Here is a 19,986-nt window from a genome sequence, read left to right as displayed (position 1 = left end):
ACCTCCGCTGCACTTCGGCCACCCCTCCGGCGGAGGGGACATCGGCTATGTATTTAGAGATACAGGACTTGGTTCCCTATGGGAACCGTAAGGGAGGGGTTTTCCAAGGTGTACGCTAAACAGGTACAAGCGGTGAGGTAGTTCATTTTCCCTCTCGAATCTACCTTTCGTTGTAGAGTTCTCCTAAGTATTTACCACTATCAGGCAGCTTTGCTTCGCCCCTCAAGGTCGATTGCTCTCAATTCAACGCTAAGAGATAGAGGCGATCGCACGGTTAAATACGTCACTGGGTCGCATTGACTGTGACGCCTTCTGGGCGTCGGGCAGGTAGTATCCGCCGATTTCTGTTGACTGACCTTGCGCCACCGTTAGATCGGCGACAATGGTCGCTTCGTTATCACTTAACTGCTTAGCTACTGGTGCGAACTTTTCTTTTAGTGTCACGCTTTTATCCTGAGTGGCTAGCGCCTGCGCCCAATACAGCGCTAGATAGAAGTGACTGCCTCGGTTGTCGATTTCTCCTACTTGGCGCGACGGTGATTTGTCTGTATCTAGTAGCTTGCTGGCTGCTTGGTTTAGCGCTTCTGCCAGGATCAAAGCCTCTAGATTGTTTGTCTTTTTGCCTAGCTCTTCTAGCGTCACCGCTAGTGCTAAGAACTCTCCTAAGGAGTCCCAGCGCAGATGCCCTTCACTTATAAACTGTTGCACGTGCTTCGGCGCGGAGCCGCCGGCTCCAGTTTCAAACAATCCGCCCCCTGCTAGTAAGGGTACAATCGACAGCATCTTTGCACTGGTTCCAAGTTCTAGAATCGGAAATAAATCGGTCAGATAGTCTCGTAAAACGTTTCCGGTTACAGAAATTATGTTTCTTCCGGCTTTGATCTCTGTGCAGGTGAAGCGTATGGCTTCGACAGGTGGCAGAATCTGGATATCTAGTCCGGTAGTATCGTGACTCGGTAGATACTGCTTAACCTTGGTGATGATGTTGGCATCGTGCGCCCGGTTCTGATCTAGCCAGAAAACCGCTGAGTTGCCGGTAGCTTTTGCCCGATTGACTGCTAGCTTGACCCAGTCTTGGATCGCAATATCTTTGGTTTGGCACATCCGCCAGATATCGCCTTTATCCACGCTGTGCTCCATCAGCGTCTGACCAGTCTTGTCTACTACTCGCACCGTACCCGCTGCTGGGATTTCGAATGTTTTGTCATGAGAGCCGTATTCTTCGGCTTTTTGAGCCATCAGCCCGACGTTGGCAACGCTGCCCATCGTCGTGACATCAAAGGCTCCGTTTTCCTGGCAGAACTCGATGCACGCCTGATACATCGTGGCATAGCAGCGGTCAGGGATCATTGCTTTCATATCGTGTAGCTTGCCGTCTGCGCCCCACATCTGGCCAGAGGTTCGAATAGCAGCGGCCATAGAAGCATCGATAATCACATCGCTAGGCACGTGCAGGTTTGTGATGCCTTTGTCAGAATTGACCATTGCCAAGGGGGGACGGCTATTGTAGGTCGCTTGCAAGTCGGCTGCGATCGCAGTGCGCTGTGCTTCTGGAAGCGATTGGATTTTAGCGTAGAGGTCGCCTAGGCCATTGTTTGGATTGACGCCTAGCTTTGTAAAGGTGTCGGCATACTTGTTGAAAACGTCTTGATAGTAAACAGTGACAGCATGGCCAAAAAGAATGGGATCGGAGACTTTCATCATGGTGGCTTTGAGATGAAGCGAGAGCAATATATCCTCCGCTTTAGCTGCATCAATTTCTTTGGTATAAAAGGCGCGTAGGGCTTTAGCACTCATCACGGCTGCGTCGATTACCTCTGCTGCTAAAACGGGGGTTTTCTCTTTGAGCACGGTGACGGTGCCATCGCTTTTGGCTAGCTCAATTCTGACGGTGCCAGCGGTTTCAACAACAACAGACTGTTCACTGCCATAAAAGTCGCCGCTGTGCATATGAACCACATGAGATCTTGAGTCGGCTTGCCAGGTGCCTACAGAATGGGGATGTTTGCGAGCGTATTCTTTGACGGCGACGGCGACTCTGCGGTCGGAATTGCCTTCGCGCAAGACCGGGTTTACGGCGCTGCCAAGAATTTTGGTATAGCGGGATTTGATCGCAGCTTCGGCGGCGTCTACAGGGCTAGCTGGATAGTCGGGAATGTCGTAGCCTTTGGACTGAAGCTCTGCGATCGCGCTGACTAGCTGCGGAACTGAGGCACTGATATTTGGCAGTTTGATGATATTGGCCTCAGGCGTTTTCGCCAGTTTGCCTAGCTGGGTTAGCGCATCCGGCTGTCGCTGAGCCTCAGTCAAATTTTCGGGGAAGTTAGCAATGATTCGCCCCGCTAGTGAAATATCGCTGCTCTCAACCGCGACGTTTGCAGCTTTTGAAAAGGCTTGAACAATAGGAAGAAAAGAGCGCGTCGCCAAAGCCGGTGCTTCATCCGTAAAGGTGTAGATGATAGTAGCGGGTGAGTTAGCCATGAAATCTGCCTACATCTGAGGTCTGCGTGTCCTGAAGGAGTATAGCAGCCAGTATCAGAGATATTTTGTACCTAATAGCACTAGCTCAACGATTAATATCTCCTCAAGGAAAAGTCCAAAGTAAGAAGTTCTAGCACAAACAAGCAGTGCCAACTAGCCCAAAGAAAGATGTTTAGATCTTACAGGTCGGTCAGATTAGGGGGCAGTTCTCTAGTAGCCTACTGGGCAACCTATTGGGTTCAGCTCGGACGACTTGGATTGGTCACAAACAGATGCTCGTCAGCTGCTAAGAGAGTGTGGATTTTATCTTTAGGATGCTTGTCTAAGATGACATCGCGAGCTTCAAGCAATCTGGTCGACTCTAATCAAGTTCGAGAACTCATGCAAGATTCAGCTTTAAAACGCAGGCCGCTGATTATTGCTGGTATTGTCTTGGGTTTGGGACAGGCCGGTTTTTTTGATGGGATTGTTATCCATCAGCTTTTGCAGTGGCACCATATGTTCACTAGTCTAGAGACTGATAGTACTGTCTCGGGATTAGAGCTAAATACGCTAGGAGATGGACTATTTCATCTGTTGGACTGGGTGCTAACGCTCACCGGAATTGTGTTGCTCTGGCGTGTTGCCCAAACTCCAAATGCCGAGAAGTCTACTTCGGTTTTTATAGGGTCGTTGCTTGCTGGCGCAGGACTTTTTGATTTTATAGAAGGACTGATCGATCATCAGATATTAGGCATTCACCACGTCAAACCAGGCCCTAACGAATTTGCTTGGGATATAGGTTTTCTAGCGCTGGGTCTAAGCATGGCTGTTCTAGGATGGCTGATAATCCGGGGTAGCGGTAGGCAATCATCAGCGCAATCGTCCTGATATAGACCTTAGGACTCATAGAGAGAAACAGATGGGCTGATACCGATTTTGACTACGATACCTATAAGGGCATAGAACTCATCGGTAGGATTTCAACGGCTACGTTTATCGGTTCGGTTACGCAGCTTCTCGTACTGAGCTTTCCTCTGGGTGAATATGAGAATATTGGTGAAGCTTGGTTCAAAGTGCTCTACTACCTTCTTTCGAGTCTTAACGGTTTGCTGACGGGGCTGATGGTTGTCGGTGTGCTAGTGCTTTTTGATACAATCATCACCTTAATTAAAAAGCTCTCTCCCGATATTAATTAGCCTTTAGCAAATAGGCGTAATCTGATCGCTTCAGTGCCTGGGAGAGTTCGTCGTAGTTGGTAACGAGATCGGCGATGTCTTGGTGAACAAGTTTGACTGGGCTGCCAGCAGGCTGAAGCGGTACGATCTCTAGAAATTCGGACAGCCGATGAGCGGTCGTAGGGTAGACATTTGGATCAATTAGGTCGTCTTCGTAGGTCAGCGATAGATGCGGGATGCCAGACAAAATGGCCTGGACATCCGTTCTTTGCGTATCTATGCGCTCAAGTCGACCTAATAGAGCCTGGGTGCGTATAGCAATCCGCCTAGATGAATAAGCGCGACTAGAAGGACTGCTAGAAGAAGGTTTTTTGCTGGGGCTATTACTAGGGCTATAAGAGGACTGGACACTGTCTGCTTTGAGCGTTGCGATCGCATGTCTTAGAACATCTCGCCGCTGCAAATAGATTACCCGGCACCCGCCCCGATGCAGATCTTGCAAAAACTGATTGGGGTTTGACATCGTCTGCGCCTGCCGCAAGTGCTCTACTCGTAGATTGAAGCCATATACCTCGCCGTGGCTCTGCTGCACTCGCTGGAATACGCTTAGCCGAGGAAAGCGTACCTGCTGACTGAGAATGTCTTCTTGAAAGATGATGTCTTTGCGATCACGAAACCACTTCACCAGGGTCATACAGCCGCTTTGGCCGAGTTCAAATACTACAAAGCTAGGCTTGTGTGTGCCGTGGCCCATCAAGCTTCTGCACGTTGCCAGCCAGCTATCGGCGGTGCCGGTATCAAGGCTCTCTTTTCCTTTCTGCTGCTTGCTTGAATATCTATCTACCGTCACTATCTGTCTGCAGTCCTTTTTTGTGATGTGTGTTCGTGGTATGGGTTTGTAGGTGATTTTGTATGCTAAGGAGCGAAACATCTAAAGTAGAATCACAAAGACCTTCCTTGCCTAAAAGTCCTTTTCAATCCCCTTTGCTAACTGCTATGGCCAACTTGCTTCGCACACCGCTACACGCCCTCTACCTAGAGCAAAAAGCGAAGATGATGCCTTTTTCTGGCTGGGAGATGCCCGTTCAGTTCAGCGGTATTTTGCAAGAGCATGCTGCCGTGAGACAGAGCGCGGGGGCTTTTGACATCTCGCACATGGGTAAGTTTGTGTTGACCGGAGAAGATGCGATCGCCCAGCTGCAAAAGCTAGTCCCTTCTGACTTGTCCAAACTCACCCCTGGCAAAGCTCAGTACACCGTCTTACTGAATGAACAAGGTGGCATTATTGACGATCTGATCGTCTATCACCAGGGCACAACGGACGGCGCTGAAGACGGTGAACTTCAAGGAGAAAAAGTCACGCTGATTGTCAACGCTGGCACCACTCACAAAGATAAAACTTGGCTCGAAAAACACCTCACAAAGACAGTCTCACTTCAAGATCTTTCCCAGACGCAGGCGCTAATCGCCGTTCAGGGGCCGTCTGCTACTGCCAAACTTCAACAGCTCTGCCCGGATGAAAACCTAGCAGCGATCTCTCGCTACGGCCACCAGACTGGGCAGCTATTCGGTCATCCTGCCTTCTTTGCCCGTACTGGCTATACCGGAGAAGATGGCTTTGAAGTCATGGTGCCGATCGAGGCGGCGGCTGAGCTATGGCAACAGCTAATTGCGCTCGGCGTTACCCCTTGCGGCCTTGGCGCTAGAGACACCCTACGCCTAGAAGCAGCGATGGCCCTCTATGGCCAAGACATTGACGATCGCACTACCCCGCTTGAGGCAGGTCTGAGCTGGCTGGTTCATTTAGACAAGTCCGCTGATTTCATTGGTCGCAGCGTCTTAGAGGAGCAAAAATCAGCAGGCCCAAGCCGTCGCCTGGTGGGCCTGAGACTAGAAGGGCGCAACATTGCTCGCCACGACTACCCAATCCTGCATAATGCCGAATCTGTCGGCACCGTTACTAGTGGGACTCTCTCTCCCACGCTGGGCTATCCGATCGCCCTTGGCTACGTGCCGACAGCGCTGGCCAAAGTCGGCACGAGTGTAGAAGTCGCCATCCGGGGCAAAACGTTTCCGGCCACCATCACCAAACGCCCCTTCTACAAATCTACAAAATAGGCGTAATATCTTAAGCAAAGAAACCTACTCGCCTCTCATTCATTGTTCATCATTCATCCTTCTAACAACTTCCCATGGCATTTGATTATCCAGACGACTTGCAGTATCTAGATAGCCACGAGTACGCCCGCGTCGATGAAGAAGACAATACGGTAACGGTCGGCATCTCAGCATTTGCAATCGATCAGATGGGAGATGTCGTCTTTTTGGAGCTGCCGGATATTGGCGATACGGTCGAGCACGGTGAAAACTTTGGCACGATTGAATCGGTCAAAGCGGTTGAAGATCTAAAGTCTCCGGTCGATGGGGCGGTGATTGATCGCAACGAGGCGCTGATCGAATCTCCTGAAGAGATTGCCAACGATCCATACGGTTCGTCTTGGCTGATCAAGGTGAAGGCGGACGACTTGGCTGGGCTCGATGAGGCTATGTCAGCAGAAGAGTATCAGCAGCAGGTAGAAGGCGAATAGTTTTGTCTCGGTCGAAATAGAGAGCACACGCTTAGATCGGGCATTTTGTTCAGCTTTGCGATCGCCTATAAGCTTGGGTCAGGCCACTGATAGGCGCTTGACTTTTACGTTGCCAACTGTCTGCTGTGCCTGCCAGAGATCGTACTGCATTTGCTGATTTAACCAGCTTTCCGCAGAGGTATCAAAAGCTTTTCCTAGTCGGATAGCCATTTCGGGACTAATACCTGCTCTACCATTTAGGATAGCGGACAGGGTTTTCCGACTGACACCTAGCGCTTCGGCAGTCTCTGTTACAGTCAAATTCAAAGGTTCAAGGCACAGCTCTTTGAGAACTTCGCCAGGATGCGGCGGATTGTGCATTTTCATCAGTGGTAGTCCTCAAGATTGACATCACAAGCATCAACACCTTCAAAGCTAAACGTAATTCGCCAATTTCCTGACACTCTTACCGACCATGTTTCGCTACGTTCCCCCCTCAGCTTATGAAGCATGAGTCCAGGAAGACGCATGTCTTTCGGAGAAGTCGCAGCGTTGAGGCGAGCCAAAATCATCCTAATTCGCTTAGCATGCTTTGGCTGAATACCTCGGCTGGTTCCTGATTCAAAGAATTGCTTTAATCCCCGATGCCTAAACCCGATAATCATACGAAGATCGTAACTTATAACGTTACTAGTTACAATTCACACCGAGATGACTTTATTGCTGGGTTAGTCTGTCAGGGTGGTCTGCTGTTTGTTAATGATACTGGTGAGTGCAAAAACGCTAGGACGTGGGTGAATTCCAATCATAGGACAGCTAGCATGCAATCAATAGGTCGATAGCTGCAACTTATCTTAATATTGGATTAACTTGCAGGTAATTTCCATTTCCTATGTCCTACGACCTAATCACTTCTGCTAATGAGGTAACGGCCTCAGCTCCGATCACAGCTTCGGCAACGACTAAAGAGCGTTCTAACTGGATGCAGCAGCTAAAGAGCGATCGCTTTGCTAGCCGTCATCTGGGGCCGACCGAGACAGAAATTAAGCAGATGCTGAAAGTGCTCGGTATGGAAACGGTCGAATCGCTGATTGATGCAGCGGTGCCAGCAGGCATTCGATTGAGCCAGCCGCTGAAGGTTGACGCGGCGCTGAGCGAAACGGAAGCGCTCCAAAAGATTGCGGAGATAGCCGCGCAAAATCAAGTCTATCGAAGCTATATTGGCCTGGGCTATCACGCCTGTGTCACACCGCCTGTAATTCAGCGAAATATTTTAGAAAATCCGGGCTGGTATACCCAGTACACGCCCTATCAGCCAGAGATTTCTCAGGGCCGTTTAGAAGCGCTGCTGAACTATCAAACGATGGTCACCGATTTAACGGGGTTAGAAATCGCCAATGCCTCGCTGCTAGATGAAGGCACGGCGGCGGCTGAAGCGATGAGTATGAGCTTTGGCGTCTGTAAGAATAAGGGCGCGATCGCAGCCAAGCGATTTTGGGTGTCAGCGGCCTGCCATCCTCAGACAATAGATGTGATTCGCACCCGCGCACAGCCCCTGGGCATTACTGTTGTCGTTGGCGATCACCGTCAGTCAGTAGCCACAGACGAGCCTTACTTTGGCATGTTGTTGCAATATCCCGCTACAGATGGTGCTATCTATGACTACACCCAGTTTATAGAACAGGCTCATGAGGGTGGGGCAATTGTTACTGTTGCGGCTGATCTGCTGAGCCTGACGTTGCTAAAGGCACCGGGCGAGTTTGGTGCAGATATCGCTGTTGGCAACACTCAAAGATTCGGCGTGCCGCTAGGCTATGGCGGGCCTCATGCCGCTTATTTTGCCACTAAGCAAGCCTATGCGCGTAAGCTGCCTGGTCGCCTAGTTGGACTCTCGAAAGATAGTAAAGGTACTCCCGCCCTACGGCTGGCTTTGCAAACTAGAGAACAGCATATTCGCCGCGATTCTGCGACTAGTAACATTTGTACCGCTCAGGTTCTGCTCGCTATTATCGCTAGCACCTATGCGGTATATCACGGCCCAGAAGGTCTAAAGGCAATTGCCAGCAGAATCCAACAGCTCACGAGTGCCTTGGCGAGTGGATTGGAAAAGCTGGGCTATGAACTGGGCAATCAGCCTGTTTTCGATACGCTAACGATTAAAACTGGAGAGCAAACGGCAGATATTATTAACCGGGCGCTCGAACAACAAGTCAATCTCCAAATCGACTCAAATACAACAGACCCGCTCGCTACTGTTGGTATTTCTATCGATGAAACAACAGACCTTAGTCAAGTTACTGAACTGCTGACAATATTTGCAGGGGACAGTCCTGTTCCTAGCTTAGAGTCTCTGGTGCCAGAGTCACTGCCCGCTTCACTGAGCCGCACGTCTAGCTATCTCGCGCATCCTGTATTCAATCAGTATCACAGTGAAACAGAGCTATTACGCTATCTCTATAGCCTGCAAAAGAAAGACCTTTCTTTGGCTGACGCTATGATTCCGCTGGGATCTTGCACTATGAAGCTGAATGCAACTGCCGAGATGATGCCAATTACCTGGCCAGAGTTTGGCCAGATTCATCCGTTCGCACCACTTGCTCAAACCAAAGGCTATCAATCACTTTTCACTCAGTTAGAAGACTGGCTGTGCGAGATTACTGGCTTTTCTGGAATTTCGCTGCAGCCCAATGCTGGCTCTCAGGGCGAATATACGGGCCTGTTAGTCATTCGTAAATATCACGAAAGCCGTGGCGAGGGACATCGCAATATCTGCCTGATTCCTCAGTCTGCCCACGGTACTAACCCAGCCAGTGCGGTGATGGCAGGGATGAAGGTCGTCGCGGTGAAATGTGACAGTGACGGCAATATCGATGTAGAAGATTTGATTGCTAAAGCTGAAAAGCACAAGGCGAATCTGTCGGCGCTGATGGTCACCTATCCATCTACTCACGGTGTCTTTGAAGAGAGCATCAAAAACGTCTGTGAGATTGTCCATGCGCGGGGCGCTCAGGTCTATATGGATGGTGCCAATATGAACGCGCAGGTCGGTCTATGCAGTCCTGGGGATATTGGCGCGGATGTTTGTCACCTGAATTTGCACAAGACTTTTTGCATTCCGCATGGGGGCGGTGGCCCAGGGGTAGGGCCGATCGGAGTGGCGGCTCATCTAGTTCCCTTTTTGCCAGGTCACAGTCTGATCGAGATAGATCAGGAGAACGGCGCGGATAGAAGAATTGGCGCTGTTGCGGCTGCGCCTTGGGGCAGTGCAAGCATTCTGCCTATTTCCTGGATGTATATTCAGATGATGGGGCCAGATGGCTTGAAGCAGGCGAGTGAAGTGGCTATTTTGAGTGCTAACTATATCGCCAAGCGACTAGAAAATCACTACAGCATTTTGTACAAAGGCAGCAGTGGACTGGTTGCTCATGAGTGCATTATTGACTTGCGTGAGTTCAAAAAGACGGCGCAGGTGAATGTGGATGATATCGCCAAGCGCATGATCGATTACGGTTTTCATCCGCCCACAATGTCCTGGCCAGTGGCTGGAACTATTATGGTGGAGCCGACCGAGAGTGAGTCTTTGAGTGAGCTTGACCGCTTTTGCGATGCGATGATTGCCATTCGCGCTGAGATAGAACAGATTGAATCGGGTGACTGTACGTTGGCAGAGAGCCCTTTGCACTACGCGCCTCATACCACTGCTGACTTAGTTGGTACGTGGGAGCGGGCGTACTCTCGTGAGGTGGCTGTTTTCCCGACTGAATGGACACGCGATCGCAAATTTTGGCCCAGCGTCAACCGGATCGATCAGGCATATGGCGATCGCAACCTAGTCTGCACCTGCCCGTCAATGGACGAATTCACAGAATAGCTCCCATCCCCCAGTAGCTAAGCGTAGCCCCTCGGTGACTGAGCGTAGCCGCAGCCACTCCCCATTCATCATTCCGCCTTCACACTTCCTCCTTTCTCCTATGCCTCACTCCGCTCAGGTCATCTGGCAAACTCCGCCCGAGCCCATTGCCAGTATGCTCGATACGCCACGTCTGCCGGCAATCTCATTCTCACCAGCTGCAGACTGGATTGTTGAACTGCGCTCAGCCGGACTCAGGCCCATCAGAGAGCTGACCACACCCAAGCTAGGACTCGCTGGCGTTCAGCTAAATCCTCAAACCTGGGGACCTGCCAAACCCGGCTACTACTGTGGGCTATCTATTCGCCGCCGAGACGAAGAAAATGCTAGACCGATCGAGCTGCCGCCCAATCCGCGCATCCGCAACTTAAGCTGGTCAAAATGTGGGCAGTATCTGTCTTTTACTCAAACTCACTTAGAACAGAACTCGCAAGCATCAGAATCACCAAGGGACGAAACCCAGCCGACCACAGGCGGTATTAGTCTTTGGGTACTAGAGCTAGCAACTGCCAAAGCAAGAGCGCTGACTGGGCCTATTCTTCATAATATCGGCGGGGGGAGTCCGGCCCGCTGGCTACCAGATGGCAATATCATCTGCCGAATTCGCACGGAGTTGGGGCCGCCGCCCGTTGCGCCAAAGATTCCTGATGGCCCGGTGATTGAAGAGAATCTAGGCAAAGTAGCGCCTGCTCGCACTTTTACCAACTTGCTAGAAAATGCTCACGATGAAGCACTGCTGGAATATTATTTCACATCTTCTATCGTCAAAATCTCATTAGCGGGTGGCCAAACTCCCATTGTTGGCCCAGATCTGTATACCGGATTCTCGCCTTCTCCTGATGGCCAGTGGCTGAAGATTGTCAAGGTGAAAAGACCTTTCTCCTATCAGGTGCCGCTTGCTCGTTTTCCGCGTGAGGCCAGTATTATCAGCCTTCAGGAAAGTGTCCAAGAAGACGGTGCCCAAGAAGACGGTGCTCTAAACAACAACTCACAACAGAACGCATATCTGATCTCCGATCTGCCCCTGGCCGAAGAAATTCCGATTGACTTTGACTCAGTAAGAGCAGGTAAAAGAGCCTCTGGCTGGCGAACAGATAGACCCGCCACGATTTATTGGGTAGAGGCACTAGATGGTGGCGATGCCCAGATTGAAAGCGACTATCGCGATGCCGTTTATACGCTGTCTGCGCCGTTTGTCGATCCGCCAGATCTGCTGTGGAAATCTGCGCTGCGTTTCAACAGCTTAGTATGGGGAGACGATACGACCTTGCTAGCTTATGAAGTTTTCTATAATACGCGACAGATTCGCACCTGGAGACTGTTTCCTAACGATCCTCAAGCTGCGCCCGTACTATTAGAAGCGCGAAACTTTCAAGATGCCTACAGCAGTCCTGGCAATCCAGTCACAACGCCAGGGCACTACGGCTGGCCAGTGCTGCTGCTATCTGAACAAGGCGATATTTACTTGAGTGGGAGAGGCGCTACGGCAACGGGCGTTGTTCCCTTCTTAGATCGGATGAATTTAGAGACTCAGGAAAAAGAGCGCATATGGCGATCACCTCCAGACACTTTTTCTAGGGTTCAAAGAATTCTCGATCCAGCCGCTACTCAGTTTATCGTTCGCCAACAAACTCAAACAGAACCGGGTAACTACTGGCTGCATACAAGCAGCCAACCAGAAGGCCAACCAGAAGATAAACGAACCGCGCTCACCGCTTTTAGTGACCCTTTACCTTGGTACAAAAACGTTCATAAAGAGGTTGTTCGCTATACTCGCGCTGATGGGCTAGATTTGTCTGGTACCTTGTATTTGCCGCCTGGTCACGATTTAGAGCGCGATGGGCCTCTGCCAACGCTGCTGTGGGTCTACCCAGAAGAACATAAAAGCCGAGAGACGGCTAGTCAGGTGACTCAATCAGAAAACACCTTTGGCAGGCCGACTCGCGCCTCTGCGCTGTTTTTGTTGACTCAAGGCTATGCGCTACTGTCTGGGCCGTCAATGCCTATTATTGGCGAAGCTATAGTAGAACCGAATGATACCTATTTAGAACAGTTGATCGATAGCGCGGCAGCGGCGGTGGATTATTTGGTGAAAAGAGGGGTGTGCGATCGCGCTCAAATTGCCATCGGTGGCCATTCATACGGCGCGTTCACGACTGCTAATCTCCTGGCCCATACCGATCTTTTCTGTGCTGGCATTGCCCGCAGCGGCGCATACAACCGCAGCCTCACACCCTTTGGTTTTCAAGGCGAACAGCGCAACTATTGGCAGGCAACAGCAACCTACAACCGCATGTCTCCTTTCACCAACGCTGACAAAATCAATCATCCGCTGCTGCTGATCCACGGTGAGGCCGATAACAACTCTGGCACCTACCCCATGCAGACAGAACGCCTTTATGAAGCGATCAAAGGACTTGGCGGCATCACCCGCTACGTTAGCCTGCCGTATGAAGAACACGGCTACCGCTCAAAAGAAGCCATCGGCCATGTTCTTTGGGAAATGGTGCAGTGGCTAGATACCTATGTAAAACGTGAAGTGTGAAACGTGAAGTCATTTGAAGTCTTGGCTTTCAAATTTTGACTTTCAGGTTCTAACTTTCAAATTTCGACTTTCAAATTTTGACTCTGTCGCTAAACTGGTGATCAAGTTAGGACTCTGCTTGAGATATGCGGTTAATAGAAGCGCTAGGGAGATAATTTTGTGATGGTACAGACTTCGTCTTTTGCACCTGCGACGACTAGCACCGAAACGGCTTTCACTCTCAAGTTTGAGCAGGTGGGTATTCACGATGTTCCGATCGTAGGCGGAAAGAATGCGTCTCTAGGAGAGATGATTCAGCAGCTATCATCTCAAGGTATCCGTGTGCCCACAGGATTTGCGACGACGGCGGCAGCCTACAACTATTTTATCAAAGCCGGTGGTTTAGAAGAGAAGATGCGATCGCATCTAGACACACTAAACACCGAAGATATCCAAACGCTGCGCGAATGTGGCCAGGCCGTTAGAGACCTGATTCTAGAAACGCCTTTTCCGCCAGAGCTGGAGGCTGCAATTACCGCTGCCTATATAGACCTGTGCGATCGAGTAGGTCAGCCGGCTCTCGATGTCGCCGTTCGCTCTAGCGCCACCGCCGAAGATCTGCCTGATGCTAGCTTTGCCGGACAGCAAGAAACCTATCTAAACATTCACGGTGTCAAGGGCGTTTTAGATGCCTGCCACAAGTGCTTTGCCTCTCTTTTTACCAACCGGGCCATCTCTTATCGGGTTACCCAGGGCTTTGATCACTTTTCTGTTTCACTTTCTGTCGGGGTACAACAGATGGTGCGCTCTGATTTGGCTACCTCGGGCGTGATGTTTTCAATTGATACTGAATCTGGCTTCAAGGATGCCGCTCTGATCACCGCCGCCTATGGACTGGGCGAAAATGTTGTGCAGGGAACGATCACGCCCGATGAGTACCTGGTATTCAAGCCGATGCTACAGCAGGGCTACCGTCCGATTTTGAAAAAGCAGCTCGGTAGCAAGGCGCTAAAGATGATCTACGACAGCGGTGGTAACAAACTGGTCAAAAATGTGGCTGTAGAGGAGCGTGATCGCCAGCGCTATGCTCTCAGTGATGACGAGGTTCTGACGCTGGCCAGGTGGACCTGCACCATTGAAGATCACTACTCACAGGTGCATGGCAAGCTGACGCCGATGGATATCGAATGGGCCAAGGACGGCAATACTGAAGAGCTGTTCATTGTGCAGGCGCGGCCTGAAACCGTTCAGTCGCAAAAGTCTGGCTCTGTGCTGCGTAGGTATCGACTTCAAGTAGACCAGATGCCAGCAAATCAAAGCCTGCTAGCGCCGCTAACGGTGGGGCAGGCTGTCGGTGAGATGATTGGCCAGGGCCCTGCTCGGATAATTCACTCTGCTGCTAATATTGCTGACTTTCAGCCGGGCGAAGTGCTAGTCACTCAGCGCACCGATCCAGACTGGGAGCCGATTATGAAGCAGGCCAGCGCCATTGTCACTGACCAGGGTGGGCGAACCTGCCATGCGGCGATCATTGCTCGCGAAATGGGTATTCCGGCAATTGTCGGCTGCGGGGATGCCATCCGCACGATTCAGCCGAATCAGCCGATCACAGTCACCTGCGCTGAAGGTGAAGTGGGCAAAGTATACGAAGGATTGATCCCCTTTGAGGTAGAAGAAGTCGCTATTGATAACCTGCCGTCTACGCGCACCCAGATCATGATGAATGTGGGCAATCCAGAAGAAGCGTTTCGGCTGGCGGCTATCCCTTGCGACGGGGTGGGGCTAGCCAGGCTAGAGTTTATCATTGCTAATCATATTGAGGTTCATCCGCTAGCGCTGCTGCACTTTGAGCGGCTGACGAATGAACAAGATAAAAGAGCGATCGCCAAGTTAACAGCGCTATATGCTCGCAAAGCTGACTACTTTGTCGAGCGTCTGACTCACGGAATTGCCATGATCGCAGCGGCCTTTTATCCCAATCCGGTGGTGATTCGACTCTCGGACTTTAAGAGTAACGAATACGCCAATCTACTGGGCGGAAAAGACTTTGAACCCGCCGAAGAAAATCCAATGATTGGCTGGCGCGGGGCCGCTCGCTATACCGACCCTAGCTATCGCGAGGCGTTTGCCCTAGAGTGCATAGCTCTTAAGCAAGTACGAGATGATATGGGCCTAGCCAACGTGATTCCGATGGTGCCTTTTTGCCGAACGCCCGAAGAAGGTCAGGCCGTACTCGATGAGATGGCTAGCCATGGTCTGGTGCGAGGAGAGAATGACCTTCAGGTTTATGTGATGTGTGAGATTCCTAACAATGTCATCTTAGTAGAAGACTTTGCCAAGATTTTCGACGGCTTTTCAATCGGATCTAATGATTTGACCCAGCTAACGCTGGGACTAGATCGAGATTCGGCGCTGATTGCACATTTATTTGATGAACGCAGTGCTGGCGTGAAAAAGATTGTCAGCATGGCCATTGATGGCGTAAAACGCGCCCACCGAAAGATTGGCCTGTGCGGTCAGGCACCGAGCGACTACCCTGAGTTTGCTCAGTTCTTGGTAGAAGAAGGCATCGACTCGATTAGCCTAAATCCTGACTCGGTGATTAAAACAACGTTGGCGATCGCCCAAATAGAACAGAGGCTTCAATAGCGGCTAGTGAAACTGCTGTCTGGTTTCGTCGGCTCTATCGTTTTTTACCGAATCGATTCCTCAGAACGATGAACAGCGCTCAAATGGTCATCCGAGCGGTCTAGGCTGACTGGGCCAGAGCCGTAAGCAGTGACCATCAGCAGTCCGCCGATAATAGCCAGGTTCTTTAAAAACTGAGTCATCTGAGTGGGATCGACTAGAGGATTATGAAACACTAAAGTCGCTGGGACTAAGAATAACAGCAGTAGAGTGGAGCCAATCTTAGCCTTGTATCCCACAATTAAAGCAGCGCCACCTAATAGCTGAAAGGCAATGGTGAAGACGGTTACTATTGCCGCTAAAGGTAATCCAGCGCTAGCGATCTGCTGTTGTGTGCCGGAAAAATTAGAAAGTTTGCCGATACCGCTATTGATGAAGATAACGGCCAGGAAAGTCCGAGCGATTAGGGGCATATATTTTTGAATGAGCATGACAGATGTCTCCTAGTTTAGACAAGTGGTGTTTTAGTCGGGTGTTGCTGGAATTTAGCGATTTGAGGATGTGAGACTTGAGAAGATGAGACCTGAGGCGGTGGGATAGAACGCTGTAGAGGCGAGGGAGAGAGAATAAGGCGAATGGCGCGATCGCCTAACCCATAGCTATGTAGCCAGCTCAACAGGACTAGCAAGCGACTGCGGAAACCCGGCAGATAAACCAGATGAACGCCCAGCCACATCAGCCAGGGTAAAAAGCCGGTTAGCAGAACAGGGCCAATCTTTCCTACGCCACCGTAGCTGCCGATGATGGCCAAGCGACCTTTGTTAAAATAGCTGAATGGCTGAGGATCTTTTCCTTTGATTTGCCTGCGGATGTTTCGAGCGATCGCCACCCCTTGCTGTAACGCTTCTGGTGCTACCCCTGTCAGGGGCTTGCCCTGCTGTTGCACATACGCCAGGTCACCAATTGCATAGACATTGTCGTAATCGATTAGCTGTAGCGTGTCTCTCACTTTTACTTTTTGCTTATCGGTCTGTTCAAGCGCAATAGCTGCTTCTGGCACCGCCGCTTTTAGCCCAGCTGCCCAAACAACCGTTGTCGTAGGCAGGCAAGAGCCCTCTGCAAACGTTACGGTTTGAGCGCTCACCTGACTCACTCGCATATTGAGCATTACCTCCACATTCAGACGGCTAAGCTTACGAGCGGTATAGCGACCTAAGCGACTCGGCAGATTGTTTAAAAGCGTGTCGCCCGACTGCACGATGACAATTCGCATCTCTCTTAAGTCGAGCGTCGGATAGTCTTTCTTAACCGCCTTTTTCAGTTCAGTTAGTGTGCCAGCCATCTCAACGCCAGTTGGCCCGCCACCAACGATGACAAAGGTGAGTAGCTGCTGTCGCAGTACCGGATCGGACGTTTGAGACGCTTGTTCTAGGCGCTGAAGAATGTGATGACGTAGTGCGATCGCCTGCTCCAATGTCCTTAGGGGAAACGCATTCTCAACAGCGCCAGAAACCCCCAGATACTGCGTTCGACTGCCCGTAGCCATCACCAAATAATCATAGGGAATGCGGCGACTGTCCGCTTCTATCACCTGATCCGCGAAATCAACTCGCTGCACCTCAGCTCTGAGAAATTGAGACCTCGGTGCGCCTCGCAAAATGGTGCGAACAGGGTATGCAATCAGTTCAGGTTCAATTTGAGCGGCGGCGACTTGATACAGCAGCGGCACAAACGTATTGTAGTTATTTCGATCAATCAACAGTACATCAGCACCACTTTTTGACAGCGATTGAGCCGCTTGCATACCGCTAAAACCTGCGCCTATTACAACAGCTCTCGGACGCCTTTTCATATGTTGCACACCTCTATCTACTCTAAATAACTCTATCTTTCTAAGCTTCGTAGAAACACTTCAGCGGCAAAGCCACCCTCTCGATCTTCTCGCTTACGTGCTTTGATTATGCGTTGGATTCTTTGTAAATACAATAGTATTTTTGATAGGCAGTTTGTCGTTAAATTTTCTACAATAGGCTCTAGCAGAGCGGTAAATTATTGAATCTATTTGAGCCTGATAGGTCACCACCTTGCAAGTGTGTTGATTCGCTGACGACAATTGTCAGCAACCGCTAGCGCCAACACCAGCCCTATTTTTCTTATATCACCCCAAAGGTATCAAAGATAGCAGGGAAGAACCCTAAAGACCGGTCAACTCAAGCTCGGTTTTGCTGAGTCTTTGATCAGTTCTCGAAGCAGAAGTATTCCCACGCCTTGTCTTCATCAATACCTTCTCGTACTATCGGATTCTCTATTTCTCAAAAGCTCAAAAGATAGTTGTTGTGCTATCGCATCTACAAACCGCTCAGCGCGGTTTGTATCCGTTCTCGTCGCTTAAATTCTGAGAGTGCCTGTATCCTCAAAACTTAGGGCTAGCTAATACGGATCAGCTGCATGAACTTAGAGACAGCCTCCGCCCGGACGATATAGCTGAAGAAAGGCGTCAACAGCGCTATCAGCAATATAGTTGATATCTTCTGCCGTAGCAGAAAGTTTGACTTGAAAGAGACGCTTTTCAAACAGGTCTGCTTTGCAAAGCTGGCTAAACTGATGCGCCGCTAAGTCCAAGTCGTCAATTTTGAGTTCTCCTTTAGCAGCTGCGCCTGCTAGTAGCTGAGTCAATCGACGGAATGCTAGTTGTGGGCCAGAATCATAGAATGCACGTGCTAGGGCGGGAAAGCGGCTGGCTTCGGTGATCGCCAGCAGATAGATATGAATAAAAGGTGAAAAGCAAAGGCCGACGTAGTTTTGGGCTAGCTCTCGTAGCGTGATTTCAATACTGGCTGACAGATCCTCTACCTCAAAGATGGCTGCCGCCTGCTTTTTACACTCCCCTTCCATGACTGCCATAAAGAGCTTTTCCTTGTCAGGAAAGTAGTTGTACAAAGTCCCTTTTGATACCCCTGCCTCATGGGCAATTTTGATAGTACTCGCCCCTTCATAGCCAGACTCCAGGAAAACTGTGCGCGCACCCTCAAGAATTTGCTGGGCTTTTGGGCTTGTGAGATCAGGAATAAAAGTGTCTGCCATAAGGAATATTTTGATAACTGAACGGTTCGGTCATGTTGACAATACTTTAGCAGATACGGTATCACTAAATAGTGACTGAACCGTCCGGTCATTTTATTGGCATTCATTCAGCATAGCTATCTGGATTAGCTAGTGTTCCAGAAACTTTGCTCCCTTGCGTCTGCACATAGGATAGAGCGCAAACGCCGTAAATGACCGAACGGTTCAGTCATAAAAAGAAGTCTACACAAAGGAAAAGATGAGCAACTATCCAACTATCCGAATTTTCACTAAGCCAGGATGCCCCTACTGCACAAAGGCAAAGGCGGTGTTGACCGAAGCGGGCCTGCCGTACACTCAGTACGACGTGAAAGAAACGCAGCGCAACGCCGATCTCAGTATCTATGCTTCGGGCGTGGCGACGGTGCCGCAGATCTTCATCGGTGACTATCACGTCAACGGTGCTGAAGATTTAGAGCAGCTTCAACAGAACGGTCGTCTATCTCAGCTGGTTGAGGCTTTGGGCGATTCCACACTTTCTGTTCAGAATATTTCTGACGAAACAGCGCGGCAAGGTGCAGAGGATTGGACGCTGCGTCATGTTGTTTCAGCCACTGATGGCTCTCGTAGTGACGATCCTGAAGCTTGGGCGCTGCTACGGTTTTATAAAGACTTCTTTGGATTCTGGCCCAACACGTTCGCTTATCTCAATCACTGGCCAGAAGCGTACAAGCTCTTTGTCTACTGTCATAACTTTTCTGCTGTAGGTTACGGCAAAAAAGTGCTTGGCCCGCTGAACATGTTCACGGTCGGCTATTCAACCTCTGATGCCCACGGCTGCAATTATTGCCAGGTGCATAGCGCGGCGACTGGGGGTGAACAATCTCTTAAAGCTGTTAAACAATTCAAGGAAGCTAGAGCCGGTAATCGGTCTGAGGGAAATCCATATGGTGACCTGGAGTTGGCGATCGCACAGCTAGCTGCCGAAGCGACTCGCAATGCGGTTAGTGATGAAACCCTAAGTAAAATTCGACAGCTAGCAGAGACGCCTCAACAAGCACAGGAGTTCATCACGGGCGTGGAAATGATGGTCGCTGCCTTTGGCTTCCTCAATGTTTTCAATGACCTCACAGGGTTAGAGCTAGAAGGGCAGTGGGCAAAGCAGGCGAGCGAACAAGCAGGCGTTGAAGCTGGACGACATAGCGCTACTCAGGATGAGAATCCATCGAACCTGGACTATGAACTACCGTCTGGTGGCCCTTCAATTGAAGAGATGCTGGCAAAGTACGGCCAGAAGATTGAAGATTTGGAGGCTTACTGTGAGTCTGAATTTGGTTTGCTGCCCAATTGGGTTCAGCGCTGGCCTCAGCCGCTACAGCGCCTGCATGTTTATTTGTACGGCGAGCTGATGGGCGAGCGGTCTCATACGCTTGTTTCGGCTGAGCTGAAGCATTTGATGGGAAGGGTAAGTGCGATCGCCAAGGATCACGACTACCTAGCAGCGGTTGAAGGATTCATGGCCTACCACACGGCTCTGTTGCAATAAATTACTGGAGATAGAATGACTCCCTCGTTACCTCCCTGATTAAGCAGCCACTCCGAAGATTTCGTTGATGAAGGAGATCTGTCCCCTGACATCTCCTTTGTCAGTACCTT

At 50.3% G+C, this 19,986-nt stretch carries 14 protein-coding genes; 7 read left to right on the top strand and 7 right to left on the bottom strand.

The window, feature by feature from the left end:
- Nucleotides 1-249: 249 nt before the first annotated feature.
- Nucleotides 250-2,481: an NADP-dependent isocitrate dehydrogenase gene (locus IQ256_RS23350; protein ID WP_193858099.1), complete on the bottom strand. Its 2,232-nt coding sequence runs from the start codon at nucleotides 2,479-2,481 to the stop codon at nucleotides 250-252.
- Between the two features lie 381 nt (nucleotides 2,482-2,862).
- Here IQ256_RS23350 and IQ256_RS23345 point away from each other — a divergent pair, with 381 nt between their 5' ends.
- The gene (locus tag IQ256_RS23345; protein ID WP_228025199.1) at nucleotides 2,863-3,351 is read left to right on the top strand and encodes a DUF2243 domain-containing protein; all 489 of its coding nucleotides are present in this window, start codon (nucleotides 2,863-2,865) and stop codon (nucleotides 3,349-3,351) included.
- Between the two features lie 300 nt (nucleotides 3,352-3,651).
- On the opposite strand, the gene IQ256_RS23340 is transcribed toward IQ256_RS23345, so the two are convergent.
- Nucleotides 3,652-4,488, bottom strand: a complete 837-nt coding sequence (locus IQ256_RS23340) for a hypothetical protein (protein WP_193858097.1) — start codon at nucleotides 4,486-4,488, stop codon at nucleotides 3,652-3,654.
- Between the two features lie 146 nt (nucleotides 4,489-4,634).
- Here IQ256_RS23340 and gcvT point away from each other — a divergent pair, with 146 nt between their 5' ends.
- A complete protein-coding gene (gene gcvT / locus IQ256_RS23335) occupies nucleotides 4,635-5,756 on the top strand; it encodes a glycine cleavage system aminomethyltransferase GcvT (RefSeq protein WP_193858096.1) in 1,122 nt (373 codons plus the stop codon).
- Between the two features lie 74 nt (nucleotides 5,757-5,830).
- Nucleotides 5,831-6,226: a glycine cleavage system protein GcvH gene (gcvH, locus tag IQ256_RS23330; RefSeq protein WP_193858095.1), complete on the top strand. Its 396-nt coding sequence runs from the start codon at nucleotides 5,831-5,833 to the stop codon at nucleotides 6,224-6,226.
- A 78-nt stretch (nucleotides 6,227-6,304) separates the two neighbouring features.
- Here the strand turns inward: gcvH and IQ256_RS23325 are convergent, their stop codons facing one another.
- Both IQ256_RS23325 and IQ256_RS30535 read right to left on the bottom strand, forming a co-directional pair.
- On the bottom strand, nucleotides 6,305-6,592 hold the full coding sequence (locus IQ256_RS23325) for a HigA family addiction module antitoxin (RefSeq protein WP_193858094.1): 288 nt from the start codon (nucleotides 6,590-6,592) through the stop codon (nucleotides 6,305-6,307).
- Nucleotides 6,592-6,870 carry a type II toxin-antitoxin system RelE/ParE family toxin gene (locus tag IQ256_RS30535; RefSeq protein WP_193858093.1) on the bottom strand — a complete coding sequence of 93 codons (279 nt, stop codon included), beginning with the start codon at nucleotides 6,868-6,870 and terminating at the stop codon, nucleotides 6,592-6,594. Before IQ256_RS30535 ends, IQ256_RS23325 begins: the two co-directional genes overlap by 1 nt.
- 227 nt (nucleotides 6,871-7,097) lie before the next feature.
- Between IQ256_RS30535 and gcvP the strand changes: the two genes are divergently transcribed.
- From gcvP to ppsA, 3 genes are all read left to right on the top strand, one after another.
- Nucleotides 7,098-10,076 carry an aminomethyl-transferring glycine dehydrogenase gene (gcvP, locus tag IQ256_RS23315; protein ID WP_193858092.1) on the top strand — a complete coding sequence of 993 codons (2,979 nt, stop codon included), beginning with the start codon at nucleotides 7,098-7,100 and terminating at the stop codon, nucleotides 10,074-10,076.
- Nucleotides 10,077-10,176: 100 nt separating this feature from the next.
- Nucleotides 10,177-12,660, top strand: coding sequence for a S9 family peptidase (locus tag IQ256_RS23310; protein WP_193858091.1), 2,484 nt, complete (start codon nucleotides 10,177-10,179; stop codon nucleotides 12,658-12,660).
- Nucleotides 12,661-12,822: 162 nt separating this feature from the next.
- Nucleotides 12,823-15,288: a phosphoenolpyruvate synthase gene (gene ppsA / locus IQ256_RS23305; RefSeq protein WP_193858090.1), complete on the top strand. Its 2,466-nt coding sequence runs from the start codon at nucleotides 12,823-12,825 to the stop codon at nucleotides 15,286-15,288.
- Between the two features lie 44 nt (nucleotides 15,289-15,332).
- Here ppsA and IQ256_RS23300 read toward each other — a convergent pair whose 3' ends face one another.
- From IQ256_RS23300 to IQ256_RS23290, 3 genes are all read right to left on the bottom strand, one after another.
- Nucleotides 15,333-15,758: a DoxX family protein gene (locus IQ256_RS23300; RefSeq protein WP_193858089.1), complete on the bottom strand. Its 426-nt coding sequence runs from the start codon at nucleotides 15,756-15,758 to the stop codon at nucleotides 15,333-15,335.
- A gap of 17 nt (nucleotides 15,759-15,775) precedes the next feature.
- Entirely contained in the window at nucleotides 15,776-17,119 is a 1,344-nt protein-coding gene (locus tag IQ256_RS23295) for an NAD(P)/FAD-dependent oxidoreductase (RefSeq protein ID WP_193858088.1), read from the bottom strand.
- A 602-nt stretch (nucleotides 17,120-17,721) separates the two neighbouring features.
- On the bottom strand, nucleotides 17,722-18,351 hold the full coding sequence (locus IQ256_RS23290; protein WP_193858087.1) for a TetR/AcrR family transcriptional regulator: 630 nt from the start codon (nucleotides 18,349-18,351) through the stop codon (nucleotides 17,722-17,724).
- 238 nt (nucleotides 18,352-18,589) lie between these two features.
- Between IQ256_RS23290 and IQ256_RS23285 the strand changes: the two genes are divergently transcribed.
- Nucleotides 18,590-19,876 carry a glutaredoxin domain-containing protein gene (locus tag IQ256_RS23285; protein WP_193858086.1) on the top strand — a complete coding sequence of 429 codons (1,287 nt, stop codon included), beginning with the start codon at nucleotides 18,590-18,592 and terminating at the stop codon, nucleotides 19,874-19,876.
- Nucleotides 19,877-19,986: the final 110 nt, after the last annotated feature.

Source organism: cf. Phormidesmis sp. LEGE 11477, from assembly GCF_015207105.1.
Classification (GTDB): domain Bacteria; phylum Cyanobacteriota; class Cyanobacteriia; order Phormidesmidales; family Phormidesmidaceae; genus Phormidesmis.
This window is presented reverse-complemented; position numbering and strand designations above follow the sequence as displayed.